10 protein-coding genes and 1 other RNA gene are annotated in these 13,307 nt (G+C 66.1%); 5 read left to right on the top strand and 6 right to left on the bottom strand.

What is annotated here, in order from left to right; translation table 11 throughout:
• Nucleotides 1-116 precede the first annotated feature (116 nt).
• Both rnpB and rsmI read right to left on the bottom strand, forming a co-directional pair.
• Nucleotides 117-476, bottom strand: an RNA gene (gene rnpB / locus AC0MAZ_RS08565) — RNase P RNA component class A.
• A 379-nt stretch (nucleotides 477-855) separates the two neighbouring features.
• Complete coding sequence (gene rsmI, locus AC0MAZ_RS08560) at nucleotides 856-1,650, bottom strand: 16S rRNA (cytidine(1402)-2'-O)-methyltransferase (RefSeq protein WP_232854778.1); 795 nt, start codon at nucleotides 1,648-1,650, stop codon at nucleotides 856-858.
• A gap of 270 nt (nucleotides 1,651-1,920) precedes the next feature.
• Between rsmI and AC0MAZ_RS08555 the strand changes: the two genes are divergently transcribed.
• From AC0MAZ_RS08555 to AC0MAZ_RS08535, 5 genes are all read left to right on the top strand, one after another.
• Nucleotides 1,921-3,738: a penicillin-binding protein activator gene (locus AC0MAZ_RS08555; protein ID WP_232854672.1), complete on the top strand. Its 1,818-nt coding sequence runs from the start codon at nucleotides 1,921-1,923 to the stop codon at nucleotides 3,736-3,738.
• A complete protein-coding gene (locus AC0MAZ_RS08550; protein WP_203647913.1) occupies nucleotides 3,738-4,109 on the top strand; it encodes a YraN family protein in 372 nt (123 codons plus the stop codon). Before AC0MAZ_RS08555 ends, AC0MAZ_RS08550 begins: the two co-directional genes overlap by 1 nt.
• A gap of 87 nt (nucleotides 4,110-4,196) precedes the next feature.
• A complete protein-coding gene (locus AC0MAZ_RS08545) occupies nucleotides 4,197-4,790 on the top strand; it encodes a phosphoheptose isomerase (protein WP_198744430.1) in 594 nt (197 codons plus the stop codon).
• Complete coding sequence (locus AC0MAZ_RS08540) at nucleotides 4,787-5,365, top strand: BON domain-containing protein (RefSeq protein ID WP_050703839.1); 579 nt, start codon at nucleotides 4,787-4,789, stop codon at nucleotides 5,363-5,365. Before AC0MAZ_RS08545 ends, AC0MAZ_RS08540 begins: the two co-directional genes overlap by 4 nt.
• Before the next feature lie 58 nt (nucleotides 5,366-5,423).
• Complete coding sequence (locus tag AC0MAZ_RS08535; protein WP_028689754.1) at nucleotides 5,424-5,642, top strand: YgdI/YgdR family lipoprotein; 219 nt, start codon at nucleotides 5,424-5,426, stop codon at nucleotides 5,640-5,642.
• Between the two features lie 74 nt (nucleotides 5,643-5,716).
• Here AC0MAZ_RS08535 and AC0MAZ_RS08530 read toward each other — a convergent pair whose 3' ends face one another.
• From AC0MAZ_RS08530 to AC0MAZ_RS08515, 4 genes are all read right to left on the bottom strand, one after another.
• Nucleotides 5,717-8,713 carry an autotransporter outer membrane beta-barrel domain-containing protein gene (locus tag AC0MAZ_RS08530; protein ID WP_475861399.1) on the bottom strand — a complete coding sequence of 999 codons (2,997 nt, stop codon included), beginning with the start codon at nucleotides 8,711-8,713 and terminating at the stop codon, nucleotides 5,717-5,719.
• A 178-nt stretch (nucleotides 8,714-8,891) separates the two neighbouring features.
• The gene (eprS, locus tag AC0MAZ_RS08525) at nucleotides 8,892-11,891 is read right to left on the bottom strand and encodes an autotransporter serine peptidase EprS (protein ID WP_475860860.1); all 3,000 of its coding nucleotides are present in this window, start codon (nucleotides 11,889-11,891) and stop codon (nucleotides 8,892-8,894) included.
• 286 nt (nucleotides 11,892-12,177) lie between these two features.
• Nucleotides 12,178-12,597 (bottom strand): ClpXP protease specificity-enhancing factor, encoded by a 420-nt coding sequence (locus AC0MAZ_RS08520; RefSeq protein WP_203647915.1) that lies wholly within the window; start codon nucleotides 12,595-12,597, stop codon nucleotides 12,178-12,180.
• A gap of 12 nt (nucleotides 12,598-12,609) precedes the next feature.
• On the bottom strand, nucleotides 12,610-13,233 hold the full coding sequence (locus AC0MAZ_RS08515; RefSeq protein ID WP_234562074.1) for a glutathione S-transferase N-terminal domain-containing protein: 624 nt from the start codon (nucleotides 13,231-13,233) through the stop codon (nucleotides 12,610-12,612).
• Nucleotides 13,234-13,307: the final 74 nt, after the last annotated feature.

Raw genomic sequence — 13,307 nt, 5'->3', positions numbered from 1 at the left:
AAAAATCAAACACACTCAAGCGGATAGAGTGCGAAGTTAAAGTGATTTATTAAGAGTAAGAATTTTTCGGTATTACCAGGACGCTTCTGCTATCGATTCAAGCAGGGAAGGAAGAGGTGGAGAGTCGATCTGTAAGCCGGGTTTTGTCGAGGACAGTCATTCCTCTACGACGGCCATCACTGGACGCCTCTAGCAACCTACCCGGTTCCGACGCGGGCCACGCCGTATGGAACCCTATTTGGTCTTGCTCCGAGTGGGGTTTACCTAGCCACGAACTGTTGCCAGTCGCGCGGTGCGCTCTTACCGCACCTTTTCACCCTTACCGGCGCCGAAGCGCTTAGGCGGTTGTTTTCTGTGGCACTTTCCGTAGGCTCGCGCCTCCCAGGCGTTACCTGGCACTCTGCCCTATGGAGCCCGGACTTTCCTCCCCCGCCTCTTGCAGAACAAAAGACGGCAGCGACTGTCCGATCGACTCTCCGCCGACAAGGTTACCGGGAGGCGCGCCCAAGAACAAGCGATGTGACAAATAATGCCGTTACGCCACTATCGGCAGCATCCTTGAGATCGAGCGCCGCCCGCGCGGCGCATCGCGGATGAATCCGCTCCTACATTTGTCGCAACGTGACCATGCCTGATAGGCCATGGTTGTAAGCCTTGTGTGCTCGACGCGGTTTTTTCGGTGGGCATTGTTGCCGCCCCACTCCTCTCAAGACCTGCGCCAAGGCTGGCAACCATGGCCTGACAGGTTCGGTACGTTGCAACAGATGTAGGAGCGGATTCATCCGCGATGCGCCGCGCGGGCGGCGCTCGGTCTCACAGGCGCTGCAACCCCAACGTCGAGCACCTCGAAGGCTATTAATCGGCCTTCTGTTTCTCCAGCGCCAACTGATAGAGCAGGTTCTTGCGTACCCCGGTAATCTCGGCCGCCAATGCCGCGGCCTTCTTCAACGGCAGCTCGGCCAGCAGCAAGTCCAGCACGCGCTGGGCCAGGGCGCTGATCGCCTGCTCGCCCTCCGGCGCACTCCAGCCGGCCACCAGCACCACGCACTCGCCGCGCTGCTGGTTGCTATCGTCCTGCACGAACGCGCGCAGCTCGGCCAGGGGCAGCCCCTTCAGGGTCTCGAAGGTCTTGGTGATCTCGCGGGCCAATAGCGCCGGACGCTCGCCGCCGAACACCGCCTCCATGTCTTGCAGGCATTCGAGGATGCGATGCGGCGCCTCATAGAAGATCAGCGTGCGCGGCTCTTCCCTGACCTGCTCCAGGCGCGCCTTGCGCCCGGCGGCCTTGGCCGGCAGGAACCCCTCGAAGATGAAGCGGTCCGACGGCAGCCCCGCCGCCGACAGCGCGGCGATCAGCGCGCAGGCGCCGGGCACCGGCACCACCTGCACCCCGGCGGCACGCGCCTGGCGCACCAGATGATAACCCGGGTCGGAAATCAGCGGCGTGCCGGCATCGGACACCAGCGCCACATCGTCGCCGGCCAGCAGGCGGGTGATGAAACGCCCGCCTTCATCGCGCTCGTTGTGCTCATGGCAGGCCGCCAGCGGCGTGTCGATGCCGAAATGCTGCAGCAGGCGCACCGAGTGACGGGTGTCCTCGGCGGCGATCAGGCTCACGTCGGCCAGCACCTTCAGCGCCCGGGCGCTCATGTCGTCGAGGTTGCCGATGGGCGTGGCGACGACGTAAAGCTTGCCCAACGTGGATTTCGAAACCCCTGCAACATCAGTCACTGCGCACACCTGCTTTCCGGATCAAAGGTCGTCATTGTAGCCCGAGCGCCGGTAACAGGGCGCAAAGAACTTCACCCCCGGCCCCCCCAGCGGCCACCTATAGTGAAGGATCAGTGTCGACGAGATCGCGCCCCGCCCCCCGCTTGGGTACAATTGCCGGCCAACTTGATCGAGTAACAGGACCTTTACATGATCGCTTGTCTGCGGCTGCTCACAGCCCTCTGCCTCGCTGCCCTGCTGGCAGCCTGCGCCAGCTCGCCCTCATCCAGCCTGGGCGAACTGCCGCGCACCCCGGACGCCAGCATCGAGCAACTGCTCGAGAAGGCGGCCTCCAGCAAGTCCGCCGAGGACGCGGCCCTGCTGCGCCTGAGCGCCGCGGACCTGGCATACAAGCAGAAGGACTTCCCGCGCGCGGCCCGGATCCTCGAGCAGGTCCCGCTGGAACCGCTCAAGCCCGCCCAGCAGGTGTTCGCCTCGACCCTGGCCGCGGAACTGGCCATGAGCCGCAACCAGCCCAAGGCCGCCCTGACCGCCCTCGGCCACCCGAGCCTGCAGCGCGTCGGCGAACTGCCGGCCGAGCAGCAGGTTCGCACCTACAGCGTCCACGCCGCCGCCCTCGAAGCCGACGGCCAGGCCCTGGCCGCCGCCCAGCAGCGCGTACTGCTGGCACCGCTGCTCAGCGAGCAGGCCGCCGCCGCCAACAACGACGCGACCTGGGCCCTGGTCGCCTCGCTGCCCGCCGAACAGCTGCAGCAGCCCGCCGCCAACGAGACCCTGGCCAGCTGGACCAGCCTGGCCCTCGCCGTGAAGCGCGCCGGCACCCTGGAGCAGCAACAGGCCGCCATCGACAGCTGGCGCCAGCAACACCCCGAGCACCCGGCGGCCCGGCAACTGCCGACCGCCCTGGTCAAGCTCAAGGAACTGGCCAGCCAGCCGTTGACCAAGATCGCCCTGCTGCTGCCCCAGGAAGGCCCGCTGGCCGGCGTCGCCCGCGCCCTGCGCGACGGCTTCATGGCCGCCCACTTCCAGGCCCAGCAAGGTGGCCAGCCGGCCCCGGCGGTGCAGGTGTTCGACAGCTCGCGCATCACCTCGCTCGATGACTTCTACCGCCAGGCCCAGGCCGCCGGTGTGCAACTGGTGGTCGGCCCGCTGGAAAAACCGCTGGTCAAGAAGCTCGCCGCCTACCCGCAACTGCCCATCACCACCCTGGCCCTGAACTACGCTGACGCCGGCCAGAAAGCCCCGCCGCAACTGTTCCAGTTCGGTCTGGCCGCCGAGGACGAAGCCCGCGAAGTCGCCCGCCGCGCCCGCGCCGACGGCATGGTTCGCGCCGTGGCCCTGGTGCCGAGCGGTGAATGGGGCGACCGCGTGCTCGCCGCCTTCCGTCAGGACTGGGAAGGCAATGGCGGCACCCTGATCAGTGCCCAACGTATTGCCCAGCCAGTCGCCCTCGCCCAGCAGATCGCCGACCTGTTCCAGCTGCGCCAGAGCGAAGGCCGCGCCAAGAGCCTGCAGAGCACCGTCGGCGGTAACATCGCCGCCCAGCCTTCGCGCCGCCAGGACATCGATTTCATCTTCCTCGCCTCGACGCCGCAGCAGGCCCAGCAGATCAAGCCGACGCTGAACTTCCAGTACGCCGGCGACGTGCCGGTCTACGCCACCTCCAACCTGTACAGCGCCAGCGGCGACGTCAACCAGTACAACGACATGAACGGCATCCGCTTCTGCGAAACGCCGTGGCTGCTGGACACCAGCAACAGCCTGCGCCAGCAGGTCGTGCAGCAGTGGCCGCAGGCCGCCGGCAGCCTCGGCCGCCTGTACGCCATGGGCGTCGACGCCTACAGCCTGGCGCCGCGCCTGGGCCAGCTCAAGGCACTGCCGGACAACCGCGTCGAAGGCCTGTCCGGCAGCCTGAGCATGAATGCCAACCAGCGCGTCGAACGCCAGCTGCCGTGGGCCGAGTTCGCCGGCGGCCAGGTCAAGCGCCTGCCGGACACGCCGCGCTGATGCCTGGCGCATCGCCCAGCCATGCCGGCCAGGCCGCCGAGGACCATGCCCTTGACTACCTTCAAGGGCAAGGCCTGCGGCTGCTGGCGCGCAATTGGCGATGCAAGCGGGGCGAGCTCGATCTGGTCATGCTCGATGCCGATACAGTAGTATTCGTCGAAGTCCGCTACCGGTTGCATGCGGAGTTCGGCGGAGCGCTCGCCAGTATCGATGGGCGCAAGCAGCAGCGACTGGCGCTGGCCGCCAACCTCTTCCTGCAGCAAACGCCCCACTGGGCCACCCACCCCTGCCGTTTCGACGTAGTCGCCCTGCAGGGCCAGGGGCATGCGGGGCAACCGCTTCATTGGCTGAAAAACGCCTTCGAATGCTGAACCCAATTCGATTTTCTAGCTCTATGTTTCGCGGGCTGGTCACTGTTGCGCGTAGCAAAGGCCACCGCCCCTCTTAAGGTCACCCAGATGGACATGCAATCCCGAATCCGCCGACTGTTCCAGAACAGCATCGACACCAAGCAACAGGCAATGGACATCCTGGCACCCTACATCGAGCAGGCCAGCCTGGTCATGGTCAACACCCTGCTCAACGACGGCAAGATGCTCGCCTGCGGCAACGGCGGCTCGGCCGGTGATGCCCAGCATTTCTCTTCGGAGCTGCTCAACCGCTTCGAGCGCGAGCGCCCGAGCCTGCCGGCCATCGCCCTGACCACCGACAGCTCCACGCTCACCTCGATCGCCAACGACTACAGCTACAACGAAATCTTCTCCAAGCAGATCCGCGCCCTGGGCCAGCCCGGCGACGTTCTGCTGGCGATCTCCACCAGCGGCAACTCGGCCAACGTGATCCAGGCGATCCAGGCCGCCCATGACCGCGAAATGATCGTCGTTGCCCTGACCGGGCGCGACGGCGGCGGCATGGCCTCGCTGCTGCTGCCCGAGGACGTGGAAATCCGCGTACCCTCGACCGTGACCGCACGCATCCAGGAAGTCCACCTGCTGGCGATCCACTGTCTGTGCGACCTGATCGACAGCCAACTGTTCGGGAGTGAAGAATGATCTCCAAGCGTCTTGGCCTGATGGCCCTAACCCTGTGCCTGGGTGTTTCCGGCTGCAGTTCCGTGCTGACCTCGACCCGCAACTCGCCGATCGAGGATGACCGCGGCACCCGCACCATCGGCAGCAAGATCGACGATTCGCTGATCGAGACCAAGGTCTCGGTCAACATCGCCAAGGCCAACCCTGAGCTGGACAAGGGCTCGCACATCGTCGTCAGCAGCTACAACGGCGTGGTGCTGCTCGCCGGCCAGACCCCGCGCGCCGACCTCAAGTCCCTTGCCGAGCAGACCGCCGGCCAGGTGCAGCGGGTCAAGAAGGTGCATAACGAGCTGCAAGTGATTCAGCCCTCTTCGATCCTGGCGCGCAACAACGACGCCTGGCTGACCACCAAGATCAAGACCCAGATGCTGACCGACGAAAGCGTTCCCAGCTCGCGCATCAAGGTGATCACCGAGAACGGTATTGTCTACCTGCTCGGCCTGGTCCGGCAGCAGGAGGCCAACGCCGCCACCAACGTGGTGCAGGGCGTGTCGGGCGTGCAGAAGATCGTCAAGTTGTTCGAATACATCGACTGACAACCCTTCGGCGAGCGTCATGACGCTCGCCTTTTCCCTCTGATCCAGGAAGTACCCCATGAAAAAGCTGCTGCTGCCCGCCCTGCTGATCGGCGCCTTCGCCACCCTGGCCGGCTGCTCCACCCCGAGCGTGATCACCCTCAACGATGGTCGCGAACTGCAGACTACCGACACTCCGCACTTCGACCGCAACTCCGGCTTCTACGAGTTCAAGCAACTGGACGGCAAGCCGACCCGCATCAACAAGGACCAGGTGCAGAGCATCAAGGACCTGTAATTGCGAAATGGCGGTTCAGCCAGGCCAAGCAAAACGCCCGATGCACAGCATCGGGCGTTTTGTTTTTCAGGGCCTCAGAACGCCCAGTCCAGGGTCAGGCCGACCCCGTGGCTCTTGTCGCGGCTACCCAGCAGTCCGTTGTAATCGAGGTTGACCCGGGCCTGACGCCCCAGGCTGATCCCCGCCCGTGCGCCGACCACCGCCGCATCACGGTCCAGAGACAGCGCCTGGACCTTGTAGGTATCGCTCTGACCGGCAAAGGCCAGGTGCTGGTCGGATCCGGTGGAGCTCAGGTTGTGCTGCCAGCCCAGGGTCGCGGAAAGTTCCACCGCCTGGCCGCTGGACAACTGCAGCTGCTTGCCGGCGCGCATGCCCAGGGTCGAGAGCCAGGCATCGCGGTTATCCCGTCCACCCTTGAGCGCGGCAGCGCCACCATGCTCCTTGAAGCTGTCGCTGGCGATATGCACATAGGCCAGGTTGGCGAACGGCTCCAGCGCCATGCCCGGCACCGCGACTTTCCAGGCGGCCTCGCCGAACACCTGGGTGCTCTGCGCATCGCGCTTGCTCTTCTGGCGATCACTGACCTCGTTGTACTGCAGCTCGCGCTTGGTCTCGATGCGGTGCCAGCTGTGGCTGCCGCCCAGGCTCAGGCGCACCTGCTCCAGTTCCTTACCGGCATAGGCACCCAGGTGGTAGCTGTCGACGCTGGCCGAGGAATGACGACCATCGCCCATGCTCAGCGAGCTGTCGCTGTAGCCGGTGAAGACGCCGACGCGGGTGTCCTCGCTCATCTGTCCATCAACCCCCAGCAGCATGCCGCCAATCGAACTGCTGTAGCGCGCATGCCCGGAATCACCGTCGGCCTTGCCCCAGGCCCCCAGGGCCTTGACCCACAGGCCGTTGCCCTGGCCGTCCAAGGCCGGAGCGGCGGCGACACCCTGCTGGCGGGTACGCTCGCCCACGGCGTCGCGCAATTGGCGACTGTCGTTGAGCAGCAGGTTACCCACCGCCGGGTGGATTTCACCGGACAGCTGATCGAACGCCTGCCGGGCGCTGCCGGCATCGGCCGACAACAGCAGGCTCTCGTAGACCGGGTTGCCCGCACCGAGCCGATCGGCAGCCGCGGCCACCGAACGCTGGTTGGCGGTCAAGCCGACACTGGCGAAGCTGGCGCTACGTTGCACCGCCAGCTGCACCCCGGTGCCGGTATAGGCCAAGCCACCACCGAGGAACAGCAGGTTGGACTGCACAGCGGCAAAACCGCCCTGCACGCCGCCTGCGGCCTGCAGGATGTCGAACTGACGCCCCACCAGGCTGGTTGCCTGCCGGGACTGCAGCGAAACACCGGGGTTCCGCAGATCCAGGGCCAGGTTCGCACCGTTTACCGAAACCGTGCCATCGCTGACCAGGCGGTCGCTGCCAGTAGCATCAACCTCCACGGCATAGGTCGAGCCCGGCTGGAAGGTCACGTCGGAGGCCACGCGCAAGGTGCCGATTGAGTTGCCCGGCGCCACCACGCCACCACGGTTGACCACCAGCGCACCGATCCGGCCATTGCCACCCAGCACGCCGCCGTCATTGACGGTCACCGTCGATTGCAGCGAGCCATTGACCGCCAGCCGCCCCTGGTTGACCAGGGTCGGCCCGGCATAGGTGTTGTTGCCGCTGAGCACCAGGGTACCGATACCCTGCTTGGTCAGGCCGCCATGGCCGGAGATATCGTTGCTCCACAGGTCCAGCACGCAGCTAAGGTCGTTGCAGCGTCGCTGGGTCGGCCTGCCGGCATCCACCACGGCGCCGACACCCGGCAGATCGACCACGAACTGGCTCGGGCCGTAGCCACCGGCGATGCGGAACTCCTCGGGGATGTCCTGCTCGGTGACCAACATGCCCGGACCGCGGATACCCTTGTCCAGGTTGATCATGCCCCAACCGTACAAGGCATCGATGCCGGGCGCGCCCATGTCGGTGGCGGTGGTGCGCAGCACGCTGGCGATCTGAGCGCCGCTCATGTAGGGGAAGCGCTCCATCAGCACCGCCGCCGCGCCAGCGGCATGGGGCGCGGCCATGGACGTGCCGTTCTTGTTGGCGTAGCCCTGGGTCAGGTCTTCCAGGCTGGTGCCACCGATCACCGCGCTGTAGATCCGGGTACCGGGAGCCGAGACGCAGAAGCTTGCGGTATAGCCGCAGCGGGAAGAGAACGTACTGACCAGATAGGGGTTTGCGCTGCTGGTGTCGGGGTTCTGCTGCAGCGCCGCGACGGTCAGCCAGTTGGGCGCGATCTCCGGGACAAAATAGCCCAGCCCGGCAATTGCATCGGGGTTGTTCAGGTTGTAGTCGTTGCCGGCGGCGAAGATAGTCAGGACTCCGCTGCGGGCTGCAGCGATGGCCCCGTCGTAGGCGCCGCCGGGCAAGGTGCCCAGCAGCGGCTGGATCTGCGCGAACTGTGCCCGGGCATCGTCCACGGTGAAATGCGGGAAGTCCGGATTGCGCCCGCCCTTGGCGAAGCGGTCGGTGATGCCGATGCCCCAGCTGTTGTTGATGATCCGCGCGCCGCTGGCCACCAGGCTGTCCCAGCCGGCCTTGTACACCGCGCCATCGTTGCCCAGGACGATGCCGTCCTCGGGACCGGGGTCGCCGTTGTCGGCACTGATGATCTGCGCAGCGTAGGCCACGCCGTGCATCGACTCGCCGTCACGGTTGCCGGCGGCGATCCCGCCGACGTGGGTACCGTGGGAGCCGAGCTTGCCATCCGAGCCCATCGACGGGCTGCCGTCATAGCGGAACGCATCACCGGCCTTCACCGGAATATAGGGGTCGGTGTACTGGCGGATGCCGCTGGTGACCAGGGTCACGATCTTGTCCTTGCCGGCGAACTCGGGGTGCGGGGCGTATACCGGCTGGTCGAAGATCCCCAGTTTCACCCCCTTGCCGCTATAGCCGGCGGCATAGGCGCTGTCGGCGTGGATTGCCCCCAGCCCCCAGTCGGCCTTGAACTCGCTGCTGCGCCAGCTGCTGGCGTCACCCAGCCGGCCACTCTCCACATAGGGCGCGGCCTGGGCCGTGCCCATCAACGCCACCCAACCCACCAATGCCCGCCCCAGTGGGGCCAGGGCCCAGCCCTGCGCGAGTGCGCTGTCATCCTTTCTGACTTGCTTCACTACAACCTTCCTTAGTTTTGTTTTGGTTTAGTACCGCGTTGGTCACACTCCGTGTTGCAACGCCTGGCCCAACTCGCGCCAGGGCGTTTCAGAACCGCCATTGCAGGTTGAGTCCCGCGCCATGCTGTTGTTCGCGACTGGCCAGGCGCCCCTGATAGTCCAGGCTCAGGTCCAGGTCGCGGGTCAACCCCACCCGCGCCTGCAGCCCCACCAGCGCGGCATCGCGCAAGGCCGGCGCAGTCTCCACCCGGAACGGCAGGTCGCTGCCGGCGAAAGCCAGGTGTTCGCGATCCTGGGTGCCGCTCAGGCGATGCTGCCAGCCCAGGCTTGCCGCCAGTTGCAGGTCCTGTTGCGGGCCTATCTGCCATTGCTGGCGCCCACGCAGGCCCAAGGTGCTGAGCCAGGCGTCGCGCTGCTCGTCACCGGCATGCAGCGCCGCGGCATCGCCTTTCTCGTGGAAGCCGTCGCGTTCCAGGTGCTGGTAGGTCAGGTTGGCGAAAGGTTCCAACTGCACCGCTGGCAACGCCAGGCGATAGGCCGCCTCGGCGAACACCTGCTGGCTGCGGGCATCGACCCGTGCGCGCTGACGACCGGACACCTCGCCATAGGCCAGGTCGCGCCGGACCTCGGCACGGTGCCAGCTGTGGCTTGCGCCCAGGCTCAGGCGCAGCTGGTCCAGGTCGTGGCGGACATAGGCGCCCAGGTGATAGCTGTCGACCGTGGCCCGGGAATGGCTGCCGCCCATGCCCAGGGAGCTGTCGCTATAGCCTGCGGCCAGGCCGGCCCGGGTCTGCTCGTCAAGGTCATGGTCCACGCCCAGCAGCAGGCCGCCCAGGGAACTGGTATAGGACTCGCTGCCCTGCACGCCCTCGATGCGTCCCCAACTGCCCAGGCCCTTGAGCCAGAGCTGGGTCGAGCCCGACTCGCTGGCATTTGCTCCAGACGCACCAGCGCTCAAGGCTCGGTCTTGCACGCGCTCACCCAGGGCATCGCGCAAGACCGAGCCCTGGCTGAGCAGCATCGAGTCCAGCGCCGGGTAGATCTCCCCGGCCAGCTGGCGCAGGCCGTCCCGGGCCTGGTCCGCCGAGGTCGAAAGCAGCAGGCTTTCATACACGGGATTGCCTGGACCCAACCGTTCCACGGCGCCGCCGCTGGCGCGCTGGTTAGGCGTGGCGCTGACGCTGGCGAACGTCGTGGCGCTGCGCGTCACGTCCAGTTGCACGCCGTTGGCCGAATAATCGAGGAAGGTCCCCAGGAACAGGTAGTCGGGCTCGACCTGGGCGAAGCGCCCGTTGACGCCACCCGCGGCCTGCAGGATGTCGAACTGGCGCCCCACCAGGCTGGATACCGGGCCGCCGGCCAACAGGTTGGGCCGCGCCTGGGGCTCCAGGCTGAGATTGGCGCCGACGACACTGGCCTGGCCAGCAACGACGAGCCGGTCGCTGCCCGTGGGCGACAGCTCCACCCGATAGGTCGAGCCCGGCTGCAAGTCCAGGTTGCCAGCGACATTCAAGGTGCCGATGGAGTTACCCGGGGCCACCACGCCCCCGGCGCTGGCGGTCAGGGCGCCGACCCGCCCATTGCCGCCCAGGGTACCGCCTGCGTTGACCGTCACCGCCGATTGCAGACTGCCGTTGACCGCCAGCAAGCCGCCATCGACGCGGGTCGGGCCGCGGTAGCTGCTGTCCCCCGTGAGTTCGAGCCAGCCAGCCCCGGACTTGACCAGGCTACCTTGGTAAACCCGCTGCGCGGCAGCCGCGTCGCGGGCCATGCCCAGGGCATAGTCGCTGCGATCCTGCTGGCTGGCGCCCGCTGCCAGGCCGTGCTCCCAGCCGCGATCCTTGAGGGTCTGCTGCCAGGCCTGGCGCTCTGCGGCATCCTCGGTTTGACGCTGTATCAAGGCCTGGTCGGAGATGCCGTTGCTCCAGGTATCGCCCTGCCCGCGCCCCAGGTTGACGTCGAATTCACCCAGCAACTGCCCGGGCCCGTGCAACGCCCGGCCCAGGTCCGGGACGCCCCAGCCGACCCGGTCGCTGGGCCCCTGGGTCGGCGAACCATCGAGCTGGCGCGAGGTGGTCAGCAGCACTTGCAGGGCCTGCTGGTTGTTCAGGTAGGGATAGCGCTCCATGACCAGGGCCAAGGCTCCAGTGGCATGGGGCGCGGCCATCGAGGTGCCGTTGTAGGTGGCGTAGCCGCCACCGGGCACGGTGCTGCTGATCGCCGCGCCCGGGGTCGCCAGACACCAGTACTTGGCAATGCCGCACTGGTTGTATTTCTGCTGGTTGTTCTTGTCCAGACCCGACACCGCCAGCCAGTGACCTTCCAGCTCCGGCTGGAAGTACGGCAGCGCCGAGCGCACGCTGGCGTTGGCATAGCCGCTGTTGCCGGCGCTGAATACGTTGATCACGCCGCGGCGCGCCACGTCGCCGGCGGCGTCGAGCCAGGTGTCCTGCTGAAAATGCTGGGCGTAGGCCGCGCGCAAGCCGTCCAGGGTTTGGTAGCTGACATCCTTGGGCTGGCTGCCCCAGCTGTTGTTGATGGCCCGCACACCGGCGTCCACCAGGGCATCGTAGACCGCCTTGAAATACTTGGGGTCAGGGCCGGGACCGAACAAAAACTTGTCGTCGTGGTTGGTGTTGCCCACGTAGACCTGGGCATTGAAGGCCACGCCATGCATGCCAGCGCCATCACGGGCCGCACCCATGGTGCCGGTGACATGGGTGCCATGGCTGTCGTTGGCGCCATTGAGCACCCCGGACACGCTGAACGGAGTGCCGTCCAGATACTGGCCGGTGGCGGTAACCGAGTGAAAACGTCCGGGACTGGCTTCGGGATGGGCGGCATCGAACCCCGAGTCCAGGGCGCCGATGCTGACCCCGGCGCCGGTGATGCCGGCGGCATAGGCTTGGCTCGCCTGCATGCGCTCCAGGCCCCAGTCCTGCTGGTACTCGGCCGACCGCCAGCTGGCGGGGTCGCCCGGGCGACCGGTTTCCTGGTAGGCCGCCGCAGCAGACAGCGGCAGTCCGGTGGCGAACGCCAGGCACAGGGTACCCGTCAGCGCCTTGAGCTGATCACATCTCACATCCATGTCGATGACTTCTCTTGTTTTTGTTGTCGGGTCGCCCGTCCTGGGTCGACCGGTGTGTCGCTGCATTACCTGGCCGCAAGGCCCCATCGAGCCAGAGGCGGTTTCCCGCCCCTGGCCAGGTTACTTCGGCCTCAGGCCAGAAGGCGGCCTTCGGCTGCAAGTCGTGAGCTTCTGAAATTGGTTACGATAAGTCAATCGGCGATGATAAATAGCCAACAGCTGTCACAAAACACAGGCATGCGCTCCATGAGGCTCGCGCAGCGGCCGTGATCTTCTTGCTGCGTAGTTACTTGACCACCTTCAGGCTTGGACGGCCACTCGGGCGCGGCGGCTCGGGCGGACCTTGGTCATCCGGCTCAACGGCGTCGTCTTCAAGGTCGTCCTCATCCTCGAGCGGTGGCTCCAGCTCGAAGACCATACCCTGACCGTTCTCCCGGGCGTAGATCCCGAGGATGGCGCCGACCGGCACAAAGAGCGAGTGCGCCACGCCGCCGAAGCGGCCTTCGAAGCTCACCGCCTCGTTGTCCATGTGCAGGCTGCGCACGGCACTGGGAGAAATGTTCAGGACGATCTGGCCATCGCTGGCGAAACCCTGGGGCACCTGGACCGCCGGATACTCGGCATTGACCAGCATATGCGGCGTGCAATCGTTGTCGACGATCCACTCGTACAGCGCACGAACCAGATAGGGGCGACTGGAGTTCATCAACGGTTCCTCTTAAACCTTGCGCATTTCACGTTCGGCAGCGGACAGGCTCGCCTGGAAAGGCTCGCGGGCGAACTGTCGCTCCATGTAATCCAGCAGCGGCTTGGCCTGCCGCGGCAATTCGATACCCATCACCGGCAAGCGCCAGAGTATGGGCAGTAGACAGCAATCGACCAGGCTTTGCTCCTCGCTCATGAAGCAGGCCATCTCGCCGAACAACGGGGCCACGCCGGTCAGGCTCTCGCGCAGCTCCTTGCGCGCCTGGGTGCGTGCCGCCTCGCTGCTGCGCGTATCGAGCACGGTGTCGGCCAGGGCGCACCAGTCACGCTGGATGCGGTGCATCAGCAAGCGGCTGTTGCCCCGGGCCACCGGGTAGACCGGCATCAGCGGCGGGTGCGGGTAACGCTCCTCGAGGTACTCCATCACCACGGTCGACTCGTACAGCGCCAGGTCGCGATCGACCAGGGTCGGCAAGCTGCCGTAAGGGTTCACTTCAATCAGCTTGGGCGGCAGGCGATTGGCGTCGACATCGATGATCTGCACCGTGACGCCTTTCTCCGCGAGCACCAGGCGGACCCGATGAGAGTAATGATCAGCGGGGTCGGAATAGCAGGCTAACCTGTTGGTTGCGCCCATGTAGCGCCTCCTCGCACGGGATGCTTGTAAAACTTCAAATGAAAACGCGCCCGGGGCGCCCCAGCAATATCGCT

Source organism: Pseudomonas sp. A (genome assembly GCF_056270345.1).
The sequence above is the reverse complement of the archived record's forward strand: the minus strand, read 5'-3'. Positions and strand labels throughout refer to the sequence as shown.